Source organism: Colwellia hornerae (genome assembly GCF_007954355.1).
GTDB classification, from domain to species: domain Bacteria; phylum Pseudomonadota; class Gammaproteobacteria; order Enterobacterales; family Alteromonadaceae; genus Colwellia_A; species Colwellia_A hornerae.
This window is the reverse complement of the sequence record NZ_VOLR01000006.1, coordinates 101183-126315: the sequence shown is the minus strand read 5'-3', so window position 1 is coordinate 126315 and position 25133 is coordinate 101183. Positions and strand designations below refer to the sequence as shown.

Annotated in this window: 25 protein-coding genes; 21 read left to right on the top strand and 4 right to left on the bottom strand. The window is 38.8% G+C overall.

Annotated elements, in window-relative coordinates; translation table 11 throughout:
* Positions 1-1018: 1018 nt before the first annotated feature.
* A complete protein-coding gene (locus ESZ26_RS05795) occupies positions 1019-1576 on the top strand; it encodes a recombinase family protein (RefSeq protein ID WP_146798805.1) in 558 nt (185 codons plus the stop codon).
* An 84-nt stretch (positions 1577-1660) separates the two neighbouring features.
* On the opposite strand, the gene ESZ26_RS05790 is transcribed toward ESZ26_RS05795, so the two are convergent.
* Positions 1661-2722, bottom strand: a complete 1062-nt coding sequence (locus ESZ26_RS05790; RefSeq protein WP_146798804.1) for a tyrosine-type recombinase/integrase — start codon at positions 2720-2722, stop codon at positions 1661-1663.
* Positions 2723-2840: 118 nt separating this feature from the next.
* On the opposite strand from ESZ26_RS05790, the gene dusA reads away from it, so the two are divergent.
* The 7 genes from dusA to ESZ26_RS05760 all read left to right on the top strand — a co-directional run bounded on the left by dusA (position 2841) and on the right by ESZ26_RS05760 (position 7303).
* On the top strand, positions 2841-3863 hold the full coding sequence (gene dusA, locus ESZ26_RS05785; RefSeq protein WP_146798803.1) for a tRNA dihydrouridine(20/20a) synthase DusA: 1023 nt from the start codon (positions 2841-2843) through the stop codon (positions 3861-3863).
* Positions 3864-4141: 278 nt separating this feature from the next.
* Positions 4142-4420 carry a hypothetical protein gene (locus ESZ26_RS05780; protein ID WP_146798802.1) on the top strand — a complete coding sequence of 93 codons (279 nt, stop codon included), beginning with the start codon at positions 4142-4144 and terminating at the stop codon, positions 4418-4420.
* 10 nt (positions 4421-4430) lie between these two features.
* Positions 4431-4562, top strand: coding sequence for a hypothetical protein (locus ESZ26_RS19555; protein ID WP_262984196.1), 132 nt, complete (start codon positions 4431-4433; stop codon positions 4560-4562).
* 109 nt (positions 4563-4671) lie between these two features.
* Entirely contained in the window at positions 4672-5559 is an 888-nt protein-coding gene (locus ESZ26_RS05775) for a sulfurtransferase (RefSeq protein ID WP_170246313.1), read from the top strand.
* Positions 5560-5852: 293 nt separating this feature from the next.
* Positions 5853-6515 carry a phage shock protein PspA gene (gene pspA, locus ESZ26_RS05770; RefSeq protein WP_146798800.1) on the top strand — a complete coding sequence of 221 codons (663 nt, stop codon included), beginning with the start codon at positions 5853-5855 and terminating at the stop codon, positions 6513-6515.
* Between the two features lie 156 nt (positions 6516-6671).
* A complete protein-coding gene (locus tag ESZ26_RS05765) occupies positions 6672-6884 on the top strand; it encodes a PspC domain-containing protein (RefSeq protein ID WP_146798799.1) in 213 nt (70 codons plus the stop codon).
* An 83-nt stretch (positions 6885-6967) separates the two neighbouring features.
* Complete coding sequence (locus ESZ26_RS05760) at positions 6968-7303, top strand: hypothetical protein (protein ID WP_146798798.1); 336 nt, start codon at positions 6968-6970, stop codon at positions 7301-7303.
* Between the two features lie 65 nt (positions 7304-7368).
* Here the strand turns inward: ESZ26_RS05760 and ESZ26_RS05755 are convergent, their stop codons facing one another.
* Positions 7369-8103 (bottom strand): enoyl-CoA hydratase-related protein, encoded by a 735-nt coding sequence (locus ESZ26_RS05755; RefSeq protein ID WP_146798797.1) that lies wholly within the window; start codon positions 8101-8103, stop codon positions 7369-7371.
* A 70-nt stretch (positions 8104-8173) separates the two neighbouring features.
* Between ESZ26_RS05755 and ESZ26_RS05750 the strand changes: the two genes are divergently transcribed.
* The 5 genes from ESZ26_RS05750 to ESZ26_RS05730 all read left to right on the top strand — a co-directional run bounded on the left by ESZ26_RS05750 (position 8174) and on the right by ESZ26_RS05730 (position 15506).
* A complete protein-coding gene (locus ESZ26_RS05750; protein WP_146798796.1) occupies positions 8174-8659 on the top strand; it encodes a copper chaperone PCu(A)C in 486 nt (161 codons plus the stop codon).
* Positions 8660-8668: 9 nt separating this feature from the next.
* Complete coding sequence (locus tag ESZ26_RS05745; protein WP_146798795.1) at positions 8669-9661, top strand: DUF2333 family protein; 993 nt, start codon at positions 8669-8671, stop codon at positions 9659-9661.
* A 13-nt stretch (positions 9662-9674) separates the two neighbouring features.
* Positions 9675-10421, top strand: a complete 747-nt coding sequence (locus ESZ26_RS05740; protein WP_146798794.1) for a TIGR04219 family outer membrane beta-barrel protein — start codon at positions 9675-9677, stop codon at positions 10419-10421.
* 450 nt (positions 10422-10871) lie between these two features.
* Positions 10872-14828 (top strand): rhombosortase-dependent M36 family metallopeptidase, encoded by a 3957-nt coding sequence (locus ESZ26_RS05735; protein ID WP_146798793.1) that lies wholly within the window; start codon positions 10872-10874, stop codon positions 14826-14828.
* A 105-nt stretch (positions 14829-14933) separates the two neighbouring features.
* Positions 14934-15506 (top strand): hypothetical protein, encoded by a 573-nt coding sequence (locus ESZ26_RS05730; protein WP_146798792.1) that lies wholly within the window; start codon positions 14934-14936, stop codon positions 15504-15506.
* Between the two features lie 36 nt (positions 15507-15542).
* Here the strand turns inward: ESZ26_RS05730 and hslO are convergent, their stop codons facing one another.
* Positions 15543-16406, bottom strand: coding sequence for an Hsp33 family molecular chaperone HslO (gene hslO / locus ESZ26_RS05725; RefSeq protein ID WP_146798791.1), 864 nt, complete (start codon positions 16404-16406; stop codon positions 15543-15545).
* Between the two features lie 2 nt (positions 16407-16408).
* Positions 16409-16816: a ribosome-associated heat shock protein Hsp15 gene (gene hslR, locus ESZ26_RS05720; RefSeq protein WP_146798790.1), complete on the bottom strand. Its 408-nt coding sequence runs from the start codon at positions 16814-16816 to the stop codon at positions 16409-16411.
* A 232-nt stretch (positions 16817-17048) separates the two neighbouring features.
* Between hslR and gspC the strand changes: the two genes are divergently transcribed.
* The 8 genes from gspC to gspJ all read left to right on the top strand — a co-directional run bounded on the left by gspC (position 17049) and on the right by gspJ (position 25105).
* On the top strand, positions 17049-18002 hold the full coding sequence (gspC, locus tag ESZ26_RS05715) for a type II secretion system protein GspC (RefSeq protein ID WP_146798789.1): 954 nt from the start codon (positions 17049-17051) through the stop codon (positions 18000-18002).
* A 110-nt stretch (positions 18003-18112) separates the two neighbouring features.
* Positions 18113-20185 carry a type II secretion system secretin GspD gene (gene gspD, locus ESZ26_RS05710; protein WP_146798864.1) on the top strand — a complete coding sequence of 691 codons (2073 nt, stop codon included), beginning with the start codon at positions 18113-18115 and terminating at the stop codon, positions 20183-20185.
* A gap of 1 nt (position 20186) precedes the next feature.
* Positions 20187-21743 carry a type II secretion system ATPase GspE gene (gene gspE / locus ESZ26_RS05705; RefSeq protein WP_146798863.1) on the top strand — a complete coding sequence of 519 codons (1557 nt, stop codon included), beginning with the start codon at positions 20187-20189 and terminating at the stop codon, positions 21741-21743.
* Positions 21744-21756: 13 nt separating this feature from the next.
* Positions 21757-22980, top strand: coding sequence for a type II secretion system inner membrane protein GspF (gene gspF / locus ESZ26_RS05700; protein ID WP_146798788.1), 1224 nt, complete (start codon positions 21757-21759; stop codon positions 22978-22980).
* Between the two features lie 22 nt (positions 22981-23002).
* A complete protein-coding gene (gene gspG, locus ESZ26_RS05695) occupies positions 23003-23437 on the top strand; it encodes a type II secretion system major pseudopilin GspG (protein ID WP_146798862.1) in 435 nt (144 codons plus the stop codon).
* An 18-nt stretch (positions 23438-23455) separates the two neighbouring features.
* A complete protein-coding gene (gspH, locus tag ESZ26_RS05690) occupies positions 23456-24097 on the top strand; it encodes a type II secretion system minor pseudopilin GspH (RefSeq protein ID WP_146798787.1) in 642 nt (213 codons plus the stop codon).
* Positions 24087-24485, top strand: a complete 399-nt coding sequence (gene gspI / locus ESZ26_RS05685; protein ID WP_146798861.1) for a type II secretion system minor pseudopilin GspI — start codon at positions 24087-24089, stop codon at positions 24483-24485. The genes gspH and gspI overlap by 11 nt, the downstream gene beginning before the upstream one ends.
* Complete coding sequence (gene gspJ / locus ESZ26_RS05680) at positions 24485-25105, top strand: type II secretion system minor pseudopilin GspJ (protein WP_223271620.1); 621 nt, start codon at positions 24485-24487, stop codon at positions 25103-25105. Before gspI ends, gspJ begins: the two co-directional genes overlap by 1 nt.
* Positions 25106-25133 lie beyond the last annotated feature (28 nt).

Sequence of the window (25133 nt, the reverse complement as noted above, 5' to 3'; positions counted from 1 at the left end):
GAGACTGCGTTGAGGTTGTGATGTTTGCGCGAATATCAATAAGTGGTTAGGTTGATGCTTAACCACTTATTTCCTATCATTGAAAACTTCTTTAGCAATAATAGTGACGTGCTTGATAGATGCGAGAGCATTGACTTAGGCTGACACTCAATAGGATACTCGTCTTAGTTTTACCTAAACAAACAATGTTCCCCGTGTAACTTCGTGTTCAACTAAATCTGACCAACTTGAGCAGCACACTCGGCTTGTATAAGCTCAGTATACGCTCGACTATCTTTGCGAAATCCATTTCTTAATCAGGCTTACGCTTGTATTTAAGTGTGCCACTTGCAATATCAGTCTAGCTCAACGTTACCTTTCACCGTAGCTTCTATACCATTGTATCAAAGACGAAAATCCCGCGAAAACTTGTCCTGTTTTGACCCCTACGCATCGAGATCTTAAAGTACCCCTACCTACTATGGTCATAGGCATGTGCAATATTTTCTGTAATAGGTTGCGCCACTAGAGAAAATGCCTACTAACGATTACATGTACTGATTGTCCTAGTAAGCCAAAAACTGTCCACACTGCGTTTCTAGAAGCCTGTGCAACAAAAGTTTACGCGGTCGACTATCTCGGGGTAGGGTTGAATTGGAAGTGTGGGACGACTGTGTGCCGATTGGGTTTTGCGTGTACTTCGATTAGCGTGTCGTTGTTGGAGACTGTACTTAAGATGCCTTAATATCTTAATAACTAAGAGTAGCTTGGACGAAAATAGCGTTATAAGGCTTTGTGCGGTAGTACATTGTAAAGCCTATGACCTAGAGCCGCAGTCTCTGGTAAGGGGTCATTAATATCTGGGATTTGACTTAGATTTCCAAACAGGTCAAAGAGGCAGGAATATCCATTTGGAGTATACCCATTACGAACTGTTCGCTGTGCGTGTAATGATGTTCATTTAGGGTCGCTTTACATGAACGATTAGGTCCGCTACTTTAGGTCTAAACCCTAAACGAACAAAAATAAGGACGTATCAATGTCAGGGCAACGTATTGGCTATGCAAGAGTTTCAACAAGTGACCAAGACACTTCCATTCAGGTAGAACAATTACAAACGGCTGGCTGTGACCGGATCTTTCATGAGAATGCTTCTGGCTCATCTCAGAACCGAACACAGCTCAACGAGATGTTAAACTTCATAAGGAAAGGTGACACCTTAGTTTTTACCAGAATCGACAGACTAGCTCGTAGCTTGCGAGACCTGCAAAACTTAGTGCATGACTTTCAACAAAAAGGTATTGCCATTAAAGCGACGGAGCAACCCATTGATACCAACACAGCAGCCGGTAAAGCCTTCTTGAACATGCTAGGTGTCTTTGCTGAGTTTGAGACCAACATTCGCAAAGAGCGTCAGATGGAGGGTATTGCGAAGGCTAAGACAAGCGGTGTTTATAAAGGCCGCAAACCAATCTCTGAGGACGTGAAAAAGGAAGTTATCCGTTTGCATAATGATGGCGTAAAGAAAGTTGAAATCATTCAGTTGCTTGGTGTAGGGCGAACTAGTGTTTATAATACATTGAAGGAATGTCGTTGAGTTAAGGAGTACGCGCACTTTTAAACACAAAGGCCGAGAAGCTTTTGTGTTTGATGATTTCAACGTAAACCTGTAAATATAATATTAATTAAGATACTGATGTAAATCTTCGGGATAAAGCTCGGCATATACCTGCCATAGAATAGTGAAGTTTCGATGACCAGTTACTTGTGCAACTTGCTCAATTTTAAAACCTTTCTCAAATAGACGACTAGCGCCTTCTCGTCGAAGATCATGATACCTAAGATTCTTAATGTTTAATTTAGTTCTAACACGTTGAAACCCTGCGGTAATAGATTTACAGTCGTAAGGGAAAATACGGTCACTGATTTTAGGCTGACGAATGACAATGTCGGAAGCTCCACCCAGAAGAGCGACCTTCATATGATTGCCTATTTTTTTACGTGGGTCTTTACGGTTACGAACCATAACAGCAAGATTATTTTGATCTAAATCATCCCAACGTATGCTACAGACTTCTCCTATACGCATACAAGACAATATAGAAAAATTCATAATATCCGAGTATGGAATCTTACAGGCTGGATGAGCCTCTCTTATTCTAAACTCGTTTTCAATTTGCTTTAATTCATCATCTGTAGGGCGACGCGAACGGCGTTGACTTCGACCGATTAGCCCCATTTGTACCAACATTGGAATTGATTCATTAACTTTTATTTCGGTAACGTCCATTCCCCAAACTGGTTTGGCCGCTTTTAAAACTGATTTTAAGTATGCAATATCATGGTAAACAGTTGCTGGCGATGCACCCGTTGCAATTCTGTTTTTACAATGTTCAATTATTTGTGGTGGCTCAAGCTCGTCGGCATTAAGCTTGGCAATGTCACAATCAACCAGCATATTAAGCACATATCGCTTTGTACGGCCTGAGTTGCCGCCTAAGTAAGGGTCATTTAAATACTTGATGATTAGGGCTTGTACCGTTTCCATTTTATTAGTCGTAGGTACACCTGATACGTCGAGGTCACACTTTCTCTTGGTTCCCCAAGTTTTTGCTAAATTGGCTTTAGTAAAAGTTCGACTTTCACGGTAAACTACACATCCTTTGGATTTGATGATAACGACACAACGGTATCGTACATCGCCATTTGCTTTTGGTCTTTTTTCTATATTGAATGAAGCCATTACTAGGACTCTTATTGTTCAGTCCCCCATTGAAGGTGGGGTACCCTATGGGGGACTGTCATGTGTTTGAAGTAGGTGCATAGTGCACAATAACGATCGATGTTACAAGGGTAAGTTTTTGACTTTATTAGAGAAAAATGCGAAAAGCGCTGCGGCGCAGTCGAATGCGATTTCGCATAAATTATCCGTTGCGCCCATGCTCGATTGGACCGATCGACATTGCCGTTACTTCTATCGTGTTATGTCAAAGCACACCGTGCTATACACTGAAATGGTGACTACTGGCGCCATTATATTTGGTAAAGGTGATTATCTATCCTTTAACAAAGCAGAGCATCCTGTTGTATTACAACTGGGGGGTAGTGACGTTAAAGCCATGACTGAGTGTGCGAAAATGGCTGAACAGTATGGTTATGATGAAATTAACATCAATGTTGGCTGTCCATCTGATCGTGTCCAAAATGGTCGCTTTGGTGCTTGTTTAATGGCTGAACCTTCTTTGGTGGCTGACTGTGTCAATGAGATGCAAGCGGCAGCAAATATCCCGGTTACGGTTAAATCGCGTATCGGTATAGATGATCATGACAGTTATGAATTCTTACATAATTTCGTTGATGTGGTCTCAAAAGCTGACTGTAAACATTTTATTATTCATGCACGCAAAGCTTGGTTAAGTGGTTTAAGCCCAAAACAAAACAGGGAAGTACCGCCACTTGATTATGGTCGTGTTTATCAAATAAAAAATGATTTTCCACAGTTACAAATTTCCATTAATGGCGGTATTAAAACCTATGATGAGGCGAATGAGCATTTAGCTCATATTGATGGTGTGATGATAGGCCGTGAAATTTACCAAAACCCTTATATGTTAGTTGAAGCAGACAACGCGATTTATCAAACAAGCACGGATATTCTTTCTCGTGAACAAATCGTTGCAGAGATGGCGCGCTATATTGATATTCATATTGCTAATGGTGGACGCGCTTGGCATGTGGTTCGCCATATGCTTGGATTATGTAATGGTTTAGCGGGTGCTAGGCAGTTTCGTCGTTATTTAAGTGAGCAATGCAGTGGTAATGAAGTTACCAGCCAAGTGCTTTTTGATGCTTTCGCACAAGTGACCATACCTGCAGGCGAGTAATTGTCTTTTTTGTGTGCCGATTTTGGGAAATTGTCTCCCTAAATCGGCACACTGGTTATCTTTCACTTTAACGATAACTGACAACTTTATCGCTATAATTATTAATAATTGGCTTTTTTGACCATTTTTATTTGGTGTGGTCGTAATTTCTATTTTTATGATAAAACAAAAATTAATCAATTTATTGATAAATCAGTTACTTAATGTTTTTTTTGATCTCTGGCACAACCTTTGTAATAGATATGACGACTTAACTATTATAAAACTTGGAGAACAACATGAAAATATTATTGATCACTACATTAACTACCGCTTTATTATCTTTTAACAGCTTTGCAGATAACACCACAGCTATCAAAGATATCGCTAATCTGATGGCTAAAGCAGGCATACAGCAACTTAATACCAAATTAATTATTAATTCAAAAAATAAAGTTCAGCCAGATATCACGATATCAACTTTAGCCAGCAACAAACATTCCCAAATTTTAGTTGCTAAGCTTAATAACAAAAATGGTACTCAACAAAAGAATACCGTTCAAGCAGCGGATGAGTAAGGAATTGATTATGCCAAGCTTAGAGCTGATTTTTACACTATTGATGTTACCTGCTGTTTTTTTATTGGCAGCGTCGGTAGTGGTAAGCCTAATAGAAAATAATCGTGAACAATCATTAGCCGACAAACAAGCAGCAAGCTAAGTGCAGGGAATTTGTTGTACCCTGCCAATTTATATTGTCTATTCGACTGTACAATTATCGATATATTCGTTATTTTTTAAGCCTTATTAAAAAATGAATGACGCTAACTATGCCTTCGACTTTTCAGCAAATAATATCGTGCCGTCAGCTGCATGAACTGCTTTTTTCTCCGCTCGACTTGACAGGAGACTCTGTAAAACCATTCTCAAATATACTACTGCTCGATGCGAGTATCCCACCCGTGGGGAATATGTGCTCGCCAGAAAAACAATGGCCAGACTTTACTTTACCTTATGCCAAACGATTCGATTTAAATAAAAACTTTTCTGATTTATCAAATCCACTGCCCCACACTATGCCAAGTGCTGAACATTTTCAGCAGCAAGCGCGTGCGTTAGGGGTGATGACAGACAGTCAAATTGTTGTTTATGATGACCAAGGCTTATTTTCTGCGGCGCGTGCTTGGTATATGTTTAGAGCAATGGGGCATAAAAATGTTGCTGTGCTTGATGGCGGTTTACCGGCGTGGTTGGCATCAGGTTATTCTGTTTCTTCAGCGGCATCTTTCGTTACTGACAGTGGTAACTTTACCGCCACATTTTGTAAAGAATACTTTTTTAGTAGCCAAAATATAGTCAGCAACCTCAACGCTCAAGAGCACCTTATTGTTGATGCTAGGGCTAAAGAACGCTTTAAGGGAAAAGTTGCTGAGCCACGTGAAGGCATTCGTAGCGGTCATATTCCCTGTTCTGTGAATTTACCCTTTAGCGATTTATCGTATAATGGGCACTTATTAGCCAAAAATATTTTAGCAGAAAGATTTAAAGCGATTAATAGCCCAGGCAAGCCTATGGTGATGAGCTGTGGCTCTGGTGTAACCGCCTGTGTTTTAGCGTTAACAGCTGAAATGTGTGGCTATAAGCAAGTGAAAGTTTATGACGGCTCATGGAGTGAGTGGGGCGCAGGTGCTTATTTTCCGGTAGTCGTTACTCAATAATTCAACGCTCATTTTAATAAAATCCCACCATGTTATCGATATAGTCAAATTAACTAATTAATTTGTGAATTTGACTATATTTTCGTCTGACATATTATGTCCTATTTCTTTCTGTTCTTGATGTCCTTAATAAATCCCTTAATAAACAATTGTTTAATTTCTTTTGCTGAGTTGGCATGTCACTTGTAATAGAAGACATAGTAGCAAGTTAAGCATTAGCACCTTGAGCTAATACTTAATGAGTCATCAAATTAAAATACTAATAGCAGCGCATTTGCGCAGGAGAATGGATTATGGGCATGTTTTCACGTTTTACAGATATTATTAACGCTAACTTAAACAATATGTTAGATAAAGCCGAAGACCCTGAGAAAATGGTTAAATTGATCATTCAGGAAATGGAAGAAACCTTGGTTGAAGTGCGCTCTACTGCAGCAAAAAACATTGCTGAGAAGAAAACCCTAATGCGTAAAATAGCATCACTAGAAGCAAGTATTAATAATTGGCAAGAAAAAGCCGCATTAGCGATTAGCAAAGGCCGTGATGATCTTGCGAAGTCAGCGCTTCATGAAAAGCAAAAAAGTTCAGTACAGGTGATTGCATTACAAGATGACTTAACGCAATTAGATCTTTTTCTGAGTGCAGTACAAGAAGATGGCCAACGACTACAAGAAAAACTCCAAGAAGCTAAACGCAAGCAAGATGCTTTTGTATTACGTCAAGAGTCGGTTGAAGTCCGCTTAAAAGTACGAGAAAGAGCGATTGTCTACAACATCGATGAAGCCATTAATAAATTTGAACGCTACCAACAAAAAATTGATCGCGTAGAAGCTGAATTAGAGTCTTATGACTTTACCGAGAATAAAGATCTCGCCAGCCAGTTTCGTGATTTAGAAACAGATGAATCTATTGAACAAGAATTAGCAAATTTAAAAAAACAAGTCGTTAATGGTTAAGCGTAAAGCTACAAAAAAACTAAGGAGCATCGCATGATACACCAAGGTGATTATTTTATAATGATCATGTGTCTTGCTCCGGTATTAACTTTTTTTGTTAGTGCAGGATTATTAACTTTTTTAAAAAAAACAGCGGTTAGCATTAAGGAATAAATAATGAGCTATCAACGTGAGTATTCAGTGAAAAAAACTTTAACAAAAGATGTTACCCATAAAAAATTATCAGGTGTTTGTGCGGGCATTGCAAAATATTATGATTTACCAAGAATAGCCATTCGCATTGGCGCTATTGGTGCTTTGCTTATATTTCCTTTAGCTACCGGTGTTGCTTATGTGGTTGCGGCGATATTACTACCAACAAAGCATTAATAGGTAGCGTTAAATTACCGTGATAGTGAGTAAATAATATTTACCGATAGCTGAGCGTATAAACCAAGTAAGCAGGAGGACCTATGTCATTTTTTAAATCGTTAATATTAGCAATTTTTGCAACCTTATTTTTAACTTATGTATTAGGAATAAGTTTTATAGAAATGTTCAATGTTGACCTTTATGTCGGTGATGAGCTCATTGAACCCTTAAAAGCCATTAGTGTTTCAGCGATTATTATGGTTATTTTAGTTATGGTGGCATTGGCAATTGTTATGAGTGTCTTTGGTTCGTTAATTTTTATCGGCTTGATGATTTTTGGTACGCTGGCCCTGGTGATGATTGGTATATTTTGGCCCGTTATTTTTATTGCTGTTGTTATTTGGTTAATGGCAGGCGACAAAAAGCAAATCGCTTAAAGATGAAATAGCCAGCAAATGTTGGCTGGCTTTTTGATAATCTAACTTTTAAAGAGGTTATTGCTTTAAAAAAATTTAGCTAAAATATTTTTACATTGCTCCGTTTTTATTAAACGTTTAAATTCCTTCGCTTCGTTATCAATAACCTGCTGCATAGTCAATTGAGCATGTTGTTTCATCAGTTTTCTACTGGTCATTACCGAATCATGGGGTAATTGAGCAATAGTATTAGCGATGTCGCTAGCTATTTTTAATAAATCTTCCGGTAAGCAGACTTGATTGATAAGACCGTAATCGAGTGCTTTTTCGGCAGTAAAGAGCTTACCGAGTACTAAAAGTTCAAAGGCTTTGTTATGACCAATACGCAAGGGTAATAAAAGGCTAGAGCCCGCTTCGGGTGATAAACCTAGTTGGGTAAAGGGTAATTTAAACTGACTATTGTTCGCCGCTATGACCATGTCGCAATGTAATAACAAGGTAGTGCCAATACCTATTGCCGGGCCAGCAACCGCGGCAACAAGAGGTTTATCAAATATTGTCAGTGCTTGTACAAAATCTAATGCCACTAATTCATCATCTTGCGAGCATTGGAGAAAATCATCTAAGTCATTACCCGCACAAAAACAGCTTTCATCGCCTTGAATAAGTACACAGTGGATAGTTGAGCTTTCGCTCGCATGTTTTAGCGCAGCACATAAGTCGATATACATACTTTGATTAAGCGCATTTTTTTTATGTGTACGGTTAATGATTATTGTGAAAACATGATTGTTTTCTTGGCTAATAATTAAGTTATCCATTTTGCTCCAGCTTAGTTACAATGTTAAGGCAATAAAAATAATCGGTCTAAAAAAGGAAGTATAGCGAGAAATGAATAAAATATTTTTTATAGTCATTGTATTATCTTTTACGTTACTTAATATCAATAGCGATGCTTTTGCTGTTGAACACGACAGTAATATTATTATTGAGACGCCCTATGTGAGAGCAAGCATACCTGGAACTACTATAACTTCAGCCTATATGTCGATTGAAAATAAAAATAATGCAGCGATAATTTTAACTGGAGCCAGTGGCTTGTTTTCCGATAGAATTGAAATTCATCAACACACCATGAGTGATGGTATGATGAAAATGCGCCAAGTTGAACAATTGATAATCGAAGGGGATAATAAAGTGATATTGCAGCCTATGGGCTATCACTTAATGATATTTAACGTTAAAAAAGCTTTGTTACCCGAAGAGGAGGTTTCATTAACATTGCACTTTAAGCAGCAAAAGGATCTTGTCGTAACCATTGCGGTGCGAAGTATTAAACAAAAAAATCCAGATAAAAAACAACATCATCACCATTAGGAGCTCAACATGACGACTAATTTCTCAGGTAAAACTTTTGTCACCATTTTTTTTGCTATTATCCTCGCAAGCTATTTTCTTGGCGTTTATTGGAGCTTTGAGCCTGAACAGCTGGATATTAGAGCTGAGGTAACAAAAGATGCAAGGGCGGCTGGTGTAAAACCTGTTATCGGTTACACCACAACAACTGCACTCATTAGAGTAACCGAAACATTATTAAATAAACCTGGCGGCTATCTTTCAAATGATGCTTTGCCACCTTCGGTATTTTTAGACAACATCCCTGCTTGGGAGCTAGGTGCGCTTGAAATGTCCCGTGATATGGCCCTTGTTATGCGTCAGGAATTTAGTCGCTCTCAGTCACAGTCAGTAGAAAATAAACACTTAAAAGTTGCTCAGCCTCAATATAATATTGATCACAAAAGTTGGGCGATGCCGAGTGCTGAAGGTGAATACAATAAAGCGATTAACGAGTTGTATGCTTATCGTCAAGCGTTAAGCGATGTAAACAGCCAAACTGCACAATTTTATGCTCGTTCAGATAATTTACGTGACTGGATCCAAGAAGTGAATAAACGTTTAGGCAGCTACTCGCAACGATTAAGTGCGAGTGTCGGCCGTGAACAATTAAATACAGACTTAGCTGGCGATAGTGTTGCTCAGCAATCAACGTCTGCCCAATCAAGTATGGTGTTAAAAACCAGCTGGTGGAAAATTGATAATGAATTTTATGAAGCTCGTGGTGCATGTTGGGCGTTATTACACTTTTTACGTGCAGTAGAAATTGATTTTAATGATGTCTTAGAGAAGAAAAATGCTAAAGTAAGCGTACAGCAAATTATTCGAGAATTAGAAGCAAGCCAAGAATCCATATGGAGTCCAATGATCCTTAATGGCGATGGTTTTGGTTTATTAGCGAATCATTCTTTAGTAATGGCAAATTATATTTCACGTGCTAACGCAGCACTAATCGATTTAAATGACTTATTAAGTCAAGGATAATAAAGGGTTGAACATGAAAAAAACAGCATTAGCAGTACTTGTTACCGGGTTACTTTCAACATCAGCAATGGCTGATACCATTGCCGGGCTTTATATTGGTGGTTCAATATGGAGTAATGAAGCGACGGGTACTTTTGGTGAACAAAGTGGCTTAGTTGATTTTAATTTACAAGATAAAGAGCAAGGTTCATTTTACATCGCTTTAGAGCATCCGATTCCATTGATCCCCAATCTAATGATCACCTCAACAACTTTAGATACCGATGGCGCAACAGTTTTGTTAAAAGACTTCGATTTTTCGGGTAAAACATTCGACGCGGGCACTGCTGTTGATAGTACTTTCGATATTAGCTATGTTGACTATACGTTATACTATGAAATTTTTGATAATGGCCTTTTCAGTTTTGATATTGGTTTGACGGGTCGTGATTTTGATGGCGATATAACGGTATCAGCAGATTCTCTAAGCGGAACATTAGCCGTTACTGAAGTCGTGCCTATGCTTTATGTTTCAACTATCGTAGGCTTACCTGGTACGAGTTTTAATCTTTTTGCTAATGGTAATTTATTATCGATTGACGATCATACTATATACGACTACCAAGTCGGTGTGAGCTATGAGCTTATTGATAACTTAGCGGTTGATGTAAATTTAACACTTGGCTATAAAGCGGTTAAATTTGAACTTGAAGATTTAGATGACTTATATACAAACATTGAATTTAAAGGTGCTTTTGCAGGTGTTGTTGTCCACTTTTAACGTTTTAAGCGGACTTGTTCCACAAAACTGATCTTTTTAACAGATAAAGGCGCTAATTCATAATTTAGCGCCTTTTTTGTTGCCAAAAGAGCCTAGTTTATGTCACACAGCTGTTAAAACCACTCAGCCTAATCATGATCAACTTCGCACTAATAAGCCTCTAGTGTCCAAGCCGTACCCGCGACACATAATTTAAATATAGGTAGTTTTTACTTGCCAGCCTGTAATAAACATCTTCTTAAGATATTTACCACGAATAGTCGGCTTGTAAACGTTTGTTACCCTGTCGTAACGTATGCTTTACTTTTTGTTTAGGTTTTTTACGCTAAATGATTGCTTTATTGTTACATAAATGTAATAAATTAGCGTAGAGCCTACGTTGTGGGTTAATAATAAAATGCTTCAGTACCCAAGTTGTGGGTTAATAATAAAAAATAGTTAGGGAATAGTATGAAATTTAATAAATCAATCATCGCCACATTTGTCGGTTCTGCACTAGCCACCACCGCACTAGGCGTGGTAGCTAATGACCGCATGCCAACTAAAAACTTTCCAATTGAGCAAGTTCTTGGCTCAAAATCAGGTACTAAAGTTGCAGCGTTAAATACACAGGTTGCCACGGCAAGTGGTATGCAAAACCAGTATGATGCAGAACTTGGTAAAACTACATTTCAGTGGGCAGGAAAAAATATTGCTGCTCCTGACTTAGGTGCTATTTCTGCAGAAAATCAGCTTGCTTTTGCTGCTGATTTTTATCTTAATAAATTAACGGGCAAATCAATAAAAAAATCTAAAATTTCTAAGCCTGTACTCGCTAATGTTCATGATTTAGGACGTGGCGCGAAAATAGCGAAATACAAACAAGAAATTGCTGGTGTTGAAGTATTCAATCGTGAATACAATATCATGATGGATGCTAAGTTTGGCTTAGTTGCTTCATCAGGTTATTTTGCTGATAAAACAGCGCCAGCGGCAATAAAAGATATGAGCTCTGCATTTGGTGACTCTGCTTTAGCTGTAAACTCAGCGTTCTCTGATATGGGTGGCGATGCGAACTCAGTTAAACTAGCGGCTAAAGATGCTAGTGGTAAATACCAAGAATTCTCAGTTACTAATTACGCCACTGATAAAGTTATCGTTGGCGAGCCAAGAACTAAAAAAGTCTTTTTTGAAGAGAAAGGTCAGCTTGTTGCTGCTCATTACGTAGAAATTGAAACTGCTGCCGTAGATTCTGTAGATTCAGAAACTTTCAGTTATGTGATTTCAGCAAATACAGGTAAAGTTTTATTTAAAAATAATCTAACTAGCCATGCCGCTGACTTTAATTACCGTGCTTATGCTGATGAAAATGCAAAACCTTGGGATAGCCCACACGGTAATGTTATGCCAGCTCCACAAGGTGCAGACATTTATGCTTACAGAACTTCAGAATACTTACCTGCTCCTTTAGTAACATTAAGCCATGGTCCAATAAGCACTATGGATCCATGGTTAGCCGATGACGCTACAGTAACTATGGGTAATAACGTATCGGCTTATGTTGATGTTATCGCGCCTAATGGTTTGAGTAACGGCGATTACATGGCAGAAGTCACCAGTACTAATACCTTTGATTACGAGTATGACATTGCTCAAAAAGAATATTCGGTGCATAACCGTAAAGCGGCTATTGTTAACCTGTTTTACATGAATAACTACTTACATGATGATTACTATGATCATGGTTTTGATGAAGTATCAGGTAATGCTCAGCTATCTAACTTCGAACGTGGTGGTGAAGAGGATGATGCTCTTGAGGTACAAGTTCAAGATTACTCAGGCTTTAATAATGCCAACATGTCTACACCAGCTGATGGTCGTTCTCCACAAATGCAAATGTATTTATGGGATGTTTCGGCGCCAGTAAACGGTGTTGATCAGGGCGTTACAGTTACTACCCATGCTGACCTAGGTTTATTATCTCGCCTTGGTGCTCCTTTCTTTGGTCCTGAAGCCTTTGAAATCTCTGGTGATTTAGTACGCTATGTCGACGCAACTGCGCCAGTAAACGACGGTTGTGAAGCTCCAACAAATGGCGCTGAATTAATGGGCAAAATTGCTGTTATTGACCGTGGGGCTTGTGGATTTACCGTTAAAGTGGCCAATGCTCAAGCAGCAGGCGCTGTTGCCGTTATTATTGCCAACAACAAAGAAGGTAATGTTGTTAATGGTATGGGCGGCACTGATGCCACGATTACTATTCCAAGCTTTATGATCACTCAAGATGAAGGGACAGAAATATACGCCTTGTTAGCGGCAGACGAAACTGTCTCTGTTGATATGTTCAAGAAAGAGTTACCTGCTAGATTTAAAGGTAGCGCATGGGACAACGGTATTGTGGCACACGAATGGGGTCACTATATTAGTAACCGTTTAGTGGGTAACAGTAACGGTTTAAGCAGTCAACAAGCGCGTGCTATGGGTGAAGGTTTTGGTGATTTCCATGCCTTATTATTATTGACTGAAGAAAAAGATGCCTTAATGGTAGGTAATGAAACACATGGTTTACCACATAGTGTAACTACCTATGTAGATAGCTATGTATTAGGTATTCGTCCATACCCTTATTCAACAAACGTAGAAATTAATCCATCTTCATTTGGTGATGTAGCGCTATACCCTGATCTAGTTCATTCTCCAGGCTCTGTATTTTCTAACATGCTATGGGAATCTTACGTTGGTATGATCAACAGTGAGAGTCATACTTTTGCTGAAGCAAATAGTTTAATGAAAGACTACTTACTTGCTGGCTACAAAATGATGCCAATAGCACCAACATTTGTTGAAGCACGTGATGCAATATTAGCAGCAGCTTTTGCTAATGACCCTGCCGATCACAAAATAATACTTGCCGCATTTGCTAAGCGTGGCATGGGATTAGGCGCAGTTGCACCAAGTCGTTTTGATACACAGTTTAGCGGCGTAGTTGAGTCTGATAAAACTGAATTGTCAGCTTTCAATGTTAAAGGACAAGTATTAAATGCTAACTATGAGGGATTAACTTCTGGTTACTGTACTAGTGATAATGTGCTTGATAAAGGTGAAACAGGTACCGTTAGTTTTGTTATCGAAAACCGTGGTAGTGTTACTTATGAAAATATTACAGCACAAGTCGAAGTCGTTGGCGACCAAGACATAACCTTTGCTAACGATGGTATGATCACTTTTGCTAACTTAGGTGTTACCGGTTCATCAACCAGCATACCACTTGAATTTACATTAAATGAAGTGGCAACTACTGATAGCATAGAGTTGAAAGTCACTTTCCCTGAACTTGATAAAGATGTTGCTAGCGAGTACTCATTTAGAACAACAGTTAACTATGATTTTGCTGATAAAGAATTAGTTGGAACGTCGCAATCTCAAGACATGAACACTATTTCTGTATTTAATGATTTTAAAGAAAACGTTATGATCGGTGGCGAGCAAGCTGTTGGTACTGGCGAGTTGCGTGCATGGGGCGGCGGTGATAACTACCTTTGGTTAAATAACAATGGTTATCCATCAGACGTTGCTTACGAAACTAAAGAAATGCTTGTTGGCTTTGAAGCAACTGACTTCCAAATAACTTGGTATCAGTACTATGATCTTGAAACAAATCCAGCAAACCCAGAAACACCTGATGCACCATTAGATGGTTGGGATGGTGGTGTGGTAGAAGTTAGCATTAATGGTGATGAATGGATCGATGTAACTGAAGTTGGCGGTCAATTTGTTGTTGCTGGCTACACCGGTGTTATTATCGAAAATGCTGAATCAGCTCTTGCTGGACGTGCTGCCTTTACGGGGACTAATCAAGGTTTTGAACGTGTAACCTTTGGCCAATCTTTAAACGGTAACCAAGTGAAATTCCGTTTCCGTATCGCTAGTGATACGAATACTGTTGCAGATGGTTGGTTAATTGACGATGTTACCGTTGATAGCATTACAACAAGTATTTTCACTGATGTAGTTGCTGGTGATAGTGTTGCTTGTGATAACCGTGCACCGATTGTAACAGCTGTTACTGATGTAGAGCGAATTGTTAGAGAAGGTATTTCTCTTAGCATGAGTGTTGAAGCTACTGATCCTAATGGTGATGCATTAACATACAACTGGGAGCAAACCTCTGGTCCAACAGTAGACTTAGCTGGTTCAGACACCGCCGCAGTATCTTTCACTTCTCCTAATATCGAATCTGGTAGTGAAACACTAACATTTGTAGCCAATGTTTCTGATGGTACTGTCAACGTTGCACAGAGTTTCTCTGTAATGGTTAATGATATGCCTAGTCTCGTTCCGGCGAAGAAAAAGTCTAGCGGTGGCTCAACAGGTTTATTAGCATTTTTGCTATTACCTTTAGCGTTATTACGTCGTCGCAAGAAGTAAGTAGTAACAACAAGTAAAATAAAGCTGATTGATCATTCAATCAGCTTTTTTTATAACTAAATTTTTATAACTAATTTATCACTGGAAAGAAAAAAGGAAGTAAATATGCGTAACCTGAGTGCCATCGTCCTTTGTGTAACTTTTTTAATGGCTTGTTCAGAGAATAGAGAAGTAGTACAGCCAGTAGAACAGCAAGCCAGCAATAAAGAAGCGGCTTCTTTAAAGCCCAACACATCAAATGCGGGGACTAATGAAACACGTGTACAGGAGACTAGTCATCGTTTAAGTGAAAGTGATGAGAGTCTAAAAAATAGAAAAGTGTTTAAAAAGCTGACGAGTCCAGCAAATAAATATTTAATGTTGAATGAGCAGAAGTTTGAATTAAAAACAGATAAGTTCATTAACGGTGCTAAAGTTGTTAATTTATTAATGTCAGAAACGGGTACGATAAAAGGAACTTTTGTTGTTATCGTAAAAAACTTAGCCAGCCTAACAAGTTATGACAATACAGAAAGTATTACAGAAATAGCTAAAAGCACTTATCGATTAACGCCAGCAGTGGGGATTGATCTTTTAAGTTATTATAAATCACTATTAGCTGCAACACAGTTTCAGCGTGTAGAAATAGAAATAGATTACAGTGGAAAAGTAGACCGCCCATTAACGCAAGAGCGATAATCGGCGATCAGGCAGAATTAAGACGTTTAGTTTAAGCTAGTGCTTGGGCTCATTAATAAAGTGCGCCAGTTTTGGTTCATCAAACTTATAGGTTGTTAAGCAATATTCACAAGTCATCGATACGCAACCTTGCTCTGCAATGATGCTTGTCAATTCGCTTGGTGAAACTTGAGAAATAGCGGTTAAACATTTTTCTTCAGAACAGCTGCATTGATAATTAACCGATTGAGGTTCAAATAAACGGACCTCTTCTTGGTGATACAAACGATACAACAAGTCTTCAGCATCTAATGAAAAAATTTCCTCGGCTTTTATTGTATTGGTCAGTTGGCACAAGTGTTCAAAATCACTAAGCTGTGTTTCTTTGCTATCACTATCAGGGAGCAATTGTATTAAACTACCAGCAACTTGAGTATTATCAGCATTATTAAATAACCAAATTTTTGTCGGTATTTGTTCCGAAACTTCAAAGTAATGCGCCAAACAATCTGCTAAGTTATCTTTATCAAGTGCAACAACACCTTGGTAAGGTTCGCCTTTTTCAGGACGTATAGTAATAACCATAGTACCGTTACCTATAAGTGCTCTTAAGCCTTTACCGTCAGTAGGCTCAGCCAGACGAGCTATGCCACGCATATTTTGCTTATCATCGCCATTAACTGACATATAGCTAATAGGTCCATTTCCCTGTAATTGAACGGTAATTTCCCCCTCAAACTTTAAAGTAGCAGTTAGTAAGCAAGTGGCAGCAACTAGTTCACCTAACAAGGCTTGCACACCAAGAGGGTATTCATGCAAGGCAATTATTTCTTGATAAGCTTTAGTCAGTTGCACAAGCTCTCCACGAGCATGCTTACCATCAAATAAATAGCGATTTAAAACATCAGTTTTAACGGTCACAGTTAGATCCTTTCTTTAAATTGTATTAATTGTCGACGTTGTTTTTTATCGGGCTTGGTATCACTAGCAGGGCTAAGTAAGGTGCCTTGTTTACGCGCTAAGGCGTTTTTTTCACGAGTAGCAATACTGTTGGGTGTTTCTTGGTAAAGTGTTTGTGCAAAATCAGCATCTCGGCGTTTATCTGCCAGCGCTATCACAATAATTTCTCGTTCTTCATAACTCTGACGTAAGACGACTTTATCCCCTAAGGAAACGACTTTACCTGATTTTGTTCGTTGACCATTATAGAACACTTTACCACCATCGATCATCTGTTTAGCAATGGCGCGTGTTTTATAAAAACGAGCAGCCCATAACCATTTATCGAGACGGGTTGAAGTGTTTTCAGTGAGAGGCGGATTATGTTTCATCTACTTACCATCTTCCTATAAATATATGTCGCGGCGAAAATATCATAATTGCTTACAATGTCTAGTCTTTTAACTGAGAGAATAGCTGAACTGGCAATATTAGTTTGCACATAGCAGAACTAAATTGTTAATAAATATTTTAATCACCATCTTACTCTTGTTGATAGCGTCTAGCTCAAGTACTATCAAGGTATAATAATAAAAATTAATTTAAATTTCTATAAAGATAGCCATGCAATTACCTTCAAATTTTTCAAGTGTAGTCGACTTTTCTTCACAATTACCTCAGCAAAAAATAGCTAAGGTGATCAGTGTCTTTTTGTTAGCTTATATTGCGTACGTTTTTGCACAGCTCACTTGGCTTGTTGCGCCGAGTGGCCAGTACCATACTTCTTCAAATGTCACCGTAAAAGTAGCAACACAGAACACTAAAAAAGCGGCGATCAGTTTAACAAACTTAAAGACATTGAACTTATTTGGCTTATATACAGACAGTATAGATGCAGTTGAAACTGTTGAAGTGGAAAGTGCGCCTGAAACACAGTTGCGTTTAACGCTGACAGGGGCAGTAGCAAGCGACGACAAAACTACGTCTGCGGCCGTGATCGAAAACTCAGGAAAGCAAGATACCTATAGTCCTGGTGAAACAATTACCGGAACACGTGCTGTACTTGATCGTGTTTTTCGTGACCGAGTACTTTTAAAGCATGCGGGAAAACTTGAAACATTGATGCTTGATGGTTTTGATTACAATGAAAAAACGCAACAAAATGTGACAAGGAAAACGGCAATATCCCCGGCTAAAGTTCGAGAAATAAATAATCGGCTAACATCACCTAATGTGATTGATCAAAGAACAAACAAAATGCTGAGCAAAAGCGCTGAGTCATTTAAAGACGAAATTAATACCGACCCAAGTAAAATTACTGACTATTTAAAAATATCACCAAAACGTAAAAGTGGCAAAATAGTAGGTTATCGATTGATGCCAGGCAAAAACGCAGGTTTTTTTCAAAATTCAGGATTGAAATCTGGTGATGTCGCGATTCAAATGAATGGTTATGATTTAACGGTACCAAGCGAAGCAGCACAGGCCCTCGCCGCATTAAAACAAGATAAAGAAGTATCACTATTAATCGATCGTAATGGTGAATTGAACGAAATATTATTTAGTATTGGTAGTTAATACCTTTACTGACCAAAATTGAGAATTAAGTTATGAAAAATTTATCCTTGCGCAAGACTCTTCGCGCTCCTTGGTATAAAGGATTATTAGCAACAGGGTTAACTGTTGTGATGATGAATACTTTATTATTTAGTGCTGATATATATGCGGCCAAGTACTCGCCAAATTTTAAAGGTACTGAAATTGACGAATTCATCAATATAGTCGGTAAAAATCTGAAAAAAACCATGATTGTTGACCCTAACGTTCGAGGTAAAGTGACGTTACGTACTCAAGATCAACTTACCGAAAAACAATATTATCAAGTGTTTTTAAATGTCCTTGAGGTCTATGGTTTTTCTGCCGTTGAAATGGATAATAATGTTGTAAAAGTTATTCGTAATAAAGACGCTAAAACCTCATCAATACCGGTTGTTGGTAACGAAAACCCGGGTATGGGTGATGAAATGGTGACCCGTGTTGTTGAAGTTAAAAATGTTACGGTACGAGAATTAACCCCCTTGCTTCGCCAACTTTCAGACCAAGCGGGTGGTGGTAACGTGGTCAATTATGACCCCGCCAATGTCATCATGCTTACGGGTACTGCTGCGGTTGTAAATCGGTTAGTCAATATTATTGAACGTGTCGATAAAGCCGGCGATCAAGACGTACAAATTATTAAATTGCAATATGCCTCTGCGGCAGAAATGGTGCGTATTGTTGAAGCCATGCATAAATCTGATCAAGGAAAATCTGGCACGCCAACCTTCCTTATTCCTAAAATAGTTGCTGATGAACGCACCAATAGCGTGATAGTCAGTGGCGAATCCCAAGCCCGTTCGCGTGTTGCGAAATTAATTTCTCGTTTAGACAGTGAATTAGAAACCAACGGTAATACCCGTGTTTACTATTTGAAATACTCAAAAGCCGAAGACTTAGTTAAAGTACTCGAAGGGGTCAGTAAATCAATTGAAGCCGAAAACGCGGGCGCACAAACGAGTAAACAAAGCAGTAAAAAACGTAATGTCAGTATTGACGCTCACGAAGACACCAATACCTTGGTTATTACCGCTCAGCAAGACATGTTGCGCTCACTTGAAGAAGTTATTCGCAAATTAGATGTCCGTCGTGCGCAAGTGCTTGTTGAAGCGATAATCGTCGAAGTTTTTGAAAGCGACGGTATTAGTCTAGGCGTGCAATGGTTTAGTGAAGAAGGTGGCTTTACCCAGTTTAATAATGGTCCTGTCCCAATTACTGGCGTAGCTGCAGCAGCTGAGTCAGCTCGATCTACACCCGGTACTAAGGGATCTACGGTTACTTCTGAGAATGGTGCTATTACGGTTAATCCAGATCAAGCCGATATTAAAGGTGACTATTCATTAGCCGCAACCTTACTCGGTTCTGTTAGTGGTGGTATGTTTGGTATTATGAAAAATGGCTGGGGCGCAATTATACAAGCCGTGAGTAACGACACTAACTCTAATATTCTTGCTACGCCAAGTATCACCACCTTAGATAATGAAGAAGCGCACTTTTTAGTTGGACAAGAAATTCCTATTCTTACTGGCTCTACTGCCGGTAGTAATAACGGCAATCCATTTCAAACCGTTGAACGTCAAGAAGTCGGTATCAAACTAACCGTTACCCCACAAGTGAATGAAGGCAGTGGCGTGCAGTTAACCATAGAACAAGAAGTTTCTTCGGTAAGTGGTGCAACAGGCGTAGATATTTCTATCAACAAACGTGAAATAAAAACAGTCGTAATGGCCGATTCTGGCGCAACTGTGGTGCTAGGTGGCTTGATTGATGAAGATGTACAAGAAAGTGAACAAAAAGTGCCTTTATTAGGCGATATACCTTTTATTGGACACTTATTTAAATCAACAACAACTTCAACACGTAAACGTAATTTAATGGTCTTTATTCGCCCAACGATTATTCGTGACGGCGAATTGATGAATGAAATCAGTAAAGAAAAGTATAACTATATTCGAGCGACTGAAATACGTAAGCAAGAAGAAGGCTTGTCATTAATGAGCGATGAAAAAATGCCATTATTACCAGAGTGGAATGACAAACTTACCTTACCTCCTTCATTCGATGAATACATGAACAAAAGCAAGTTTAAAGAACCTAGCTTATTACCGCCTGCCGTTAAAAACGAGGGTGATGATTCATCAACTTCAGACCAAAAAGACCAATAATATGGCTGATATTGAAAAGAGAGAAGATATCGACAGCATAGTGACTTTAAATATTGCAGGTAATGGTCAAGAGGCAGAGGAAGTTAAAGTGCAGATCAGTCGTTTGCCTTTTAATTTTGCCAAACGTCATCATGTATTAATTAGCAAAAGTAACGATCAATACACCTTACATTGCTTAGCCAATGTGAATAGTGCGGCAGTATTAGAAGTACGTCGGGTCTTAAAAAGCACTTTTGCCATTGAATTTCATTCGTTGGATGAATTCGAACAGTTATTAACAATTTCATATCAACGAGATTCTTCAGAAGCCCAACAGATGATGGAAGATATCGGCAACGAAGTTGATTTGTATTCTCTCGCTGATGAAATGACAGAAACAGAAGATCTCCTTGAAAATGAGGATGATGCGCCAATTATTAAATTGATCAATGCGATGTTGAGTGAAGCAATCAAAGAAAATGCTTCTGATATTCATATTGAAACCTTTGAATTAGCGCTACAAATTCGTTTTCGTGTTGATGGCGTTTTACGTGAAGTATTAAAGCCTAATCGTAAACTTGCTTCATTATTAGTTTCTCGAATCAAGGTTATGGCAAAACTCGACATTGCTGAAAAGCGCATACCACAAGATGGTCGTATTTCTTTGCGCATTGCCGGTCGTGCTGTTGATGTACGTGTTTCAACAATGCCAACCGGTCATGGTGAACGTGTGGTGTTACGTTTACTTGATAAGAACTCGGTGCGCCTTGATCTAGAAGATTTAGGTATGACACTTGCCAATCGAATTAAATTTTCAAAACTCATCGAAAAACCTCATGGTATTATCTTAGTTACAGGTCCTACAGGGTCGGGTAAAAGTACTACGCTTTATGCGGGACTGAGCCAAATTGATTCGAAAGAGCGCAATGTGTTAACGGTTGAAGATCCCATTGAGTACGCCATTGAAGGTATTGGACAAACACAAGTTAATACTAAAGTTGATATGACCTTTGCTCGTGGTTTACGGGCAATACTTCGTCAAGATCCCGATGTTGTTATGGTCGGTGAAATACGCGATCTAGAAACGGCGCAAATTGGCGTACAAGCCAGTTTAACCGGTCACTTAGTGATGTCGACATTGCATACTAACAGTGCCGCTGGTGCCATTACCCGTATGGAAGATATGGGCGTAGAATCATTTTTACTCTCATCAAGTCTCTTGGGTGTTTTAGCACAACGACTCGTGAGAACATTGTGCCCGCATTGTAAAGAAAGCCATTTACCTGATGGCCCAGAACTTAAACTACTTGAATTACCTCAAGATAACACTCAACATATTTATCGCGCTGTTGGTTGCAGTGAATGTAGCCAAAAGGGTTACAAAGGTCGTATGGGTATTCATGAGCTTATTGTTGTCGACGATAAAGTACGCGAGCTTATTCATAATGGTAAAGGTGAGCAGGCTATCGAAAAGTTTATTCGCCAAAATACGCCAAGCATACGCCGTGATGGCTTTGATAAAGTGCTGACCGGACAAACGACACTCGAAGAAGTTTTGCGTGTTACCAAAGAAGATTAACTAGAGTTTTATTATGGCAGCTTTTGATTATCAAGCAGTAAATAGCCGTGGTAAAACGGTAAAGGGTGTAATCGAAGGCGATACGCCTAGACAAGCGCGTGGCTTATTACGTGACAAAGGCTTAATGCCCACTGAAGTCACGCCAAGCTTACAAAAAACTAAGCAAGCCGCCAATAAGTCACGGTTTGCGGGGCGAACAAAAGTATCTGTCGCTGAGCTTGCTTTAATCACACGTCAACTGGCAACATTGGTAGAGTCGGGTTTACCGATTGAAGAATCCTTGCTGGCTGTTGGCGAGCAATGTGAAAAAAACAGCATGAAAAGTATGATCATGGCGGTACGAACAAAAGTAACCGAAGGTTATGGTTTAGCCGAAAGTATGGCAGAATTTCCCCATGTTTTTAGTCACTTATACCGAGCAATGGTCGCCGCAGGTGAAAAATCTGGCTTCTTAGATACGGTATTAAACCGTTTAGCTGATTACACCGAACAACGGGAACACTTACGTTCACAAATCATTCAAGCGCTTATTTACCCGGTTATTATGACGGTGGTTGCCATAGGTGTTATCGCGATACTCTTAACGGCGGTAGTGCCCAAAATTGTTGGCCAGTTTGACCATATGGGCGCAAACTTACCTGCAACGACTCAGTTTTTAATTAGTACCAGTGATTTTTTAAGAGATAACGGCTTATATATCCTTATATTGATTGCCTTACTGATAGGTGGGTTTAATCATTTAATGAAAAAAGCCAGCTTCAAATTTGCCTTTCATCGTAAGGTGATTAGCTTTCCTGGGCTGGGGAAAATAATTCGTGGTATTAATACCGCTCGTTTTGCCCGTACCTTGAGTATCCTAACGGCCAGTGCTGTTCCTTTGCTCGAAAGTATGAAAATATCAGGTGAAGTTTTAGAAAATTTATACATTAAGCAATGTGTTAAAGAGTCAGCCGATAAAGTACGTGAGGGAGCGAGTTTACGAGTTTCTTTAGAGCAAACGAAATTATTTCCACCGATGATGCTTCATATGATTGCCAGTGGTGAAAAAAGTGGCAAGTTAGAACATATGCTTGGCCGTTCAGCAGACAACCAAGACAGAGAGTTTGAAGCCTTAATGAATATATCGCTAAAAGCCTTTGAGCCCGCTTTGATGATCGCCATGGCGGGTATCGTTCTTTTTATAGTTATGGCTATTTTACAGCCAATTCTTCAGTTAAATACCTTAGTAGGAGGTTAATGTGAACAAAAAAACTCAACCAATAAAAGTGAAAAATAAACAACGAGGTTTTACCTTACTGGAAGTGATGGTTGTTATTGTTATTTTAGGTTTGCTAGGCAGTGTCGTTGTCCAAAACTTGATGGGCAATATGGATACCGCAAAACTTCAAAAATCAGTACAAGATATTAATGCACTAGAAACATCGTTAAGTATGTATAAAATGGATAACTATAACTATCCAACGACTGAACAAGGCTTAGAAGCTTTAGTTGAAGAAACTGACGTTGAACCTTTACCTCGTCGTTTTCCAAATGGGGGTTATGTTAAACGTTTACCTGACGATCCTTGGGGCAACGCCTATCAACTATTAAACCCAGGCGAAAATGGTGATATTGATATTTTTACCATGGGACCCGACGGTGAACCCGGTACAGAAGACGATATCGGCAACTGGAACCTTGGCGAATACCAGTAGTTTTGGTGATCTGTTAATATGAAGCATTATTCCAAAAATAGCACAATAGTTAACGGTTTCACTTTAATTGAAGTGATGTTGGTTATTGTGCTGGTCGGTTTAATGGTTTCTGTTGTTCAATTTAGTGCTTCAGGTGATAAAGCCGAAGAAACACTTGAACTGTCAAGCAAGCGTTTTGCTGGCGTTTTCAATATTGCTGCTGAATATGGCATGTTGAATAATATTGAATTAGGTTTGGTTATTGGTAAAAAAGGTTATCAGTTTTTAGGTTACGACGGCATAACGTGGTCGGATATCTCTGATAATGAATTATTCAGTCGCTATCAATTACCTGAAGGTGTTGAGTTGATTCTACAACTTGATGATTTGCCAATCGATGAACCACAATTATTTGATACTGCATCATTTAATGAGTTACAAGCGGCCAATAAAGACAATGACGTAGATGAAGAAGCTGATACAGATGATGCCGATAATAATATAGAAAAAAAAATACTCATCCCACAAATTTATATACTCTCAGGCGGTGAAATAACCCCGTTTAGCCTGCGCTTTCAATTTATTAAAAATAATTACACCGAAGCGAAACTTTATTTTAAAGCAACCGGCTTATATACCACACCGATAACTGTTGAAGGACCGCTCTTTGATGATTCATAAGGTGAAAAGAGTAATTAAAACCGCTTCATTGGGCTTCACCTTAATTGAAGTGATGTTAGCGATGGCTATTTTTTCAATTGCCGGCATTGCGTTATTAAGTGCAGCAGACAATAACTTTAAAAATTTAAGTCATTTAGAAAATAAAGTGTTAGCTAACTGGGTGGCCTCAAATCAATTAGTTGCGATGACATTAGACCCAACATGGCCACCAAAAAACAATAAAAAAGGCACCGTAGAAATGGCTGGCCAAGAATGGTTTTGGCTACAAAAAGTGCTTAAAACAGAAAATAAGAATATGCGTGCTATTACAATTGAAATTCGCAATAAAGAAGATGAAAAGTTAGCGATCACCAGTATGGTTACCTATATATCAAAGAGTCAACCTTAGTGAAAACTCGCTTAAATAAGCCAATGAATAATGGCTTTACCTTGCTAGAAGTGCTGATAGCTATCGCTATTTTTTCAATGATCAGCATGAGCAGTTTCACTATTTTTAATACGGTATTAAAAGGTAATGAATCATCTAAAATTCGTACCGAACGCGTTAATGAATTGCAACGAGGCTTTTTACTTATCGAGCGTGATTTACTGCAAATTGCTAAACGCAGTATTCGATTAAATGGCGAAGCTCCCCAGCAAGATTTTTTATATACTGACAGCAATAGTTTTTCAAATGGCGAAAGTACTTTAGCTTTTGTTCGCCACGGCTGGACAAATCCAGGTCTACTATTACCGCGTAGTAATATGCAATCAGTCGCTTATCAATTAAATGAGGGAACCTTCGAGCGACTTCACTTTAATTTTGTTGACGCTATCCAAGGACAAGAGCCTAAAATAAGAAAGTTAATCACCGAGATTGAAGCGCTAAATTTTGAGTTTTTTTATGACAAAAAATGGCAAAAGCAAATTATAAATAAAAGTTTACCTAAAGCGATTGCTGTCGAGCTAATAACTAAAGATTATGGGCTTATCAGACGAGAATTTTTAGTGGCAGGTAATGATGTATAAATTTAAAGCCCATCGTATTGTGCTGTTC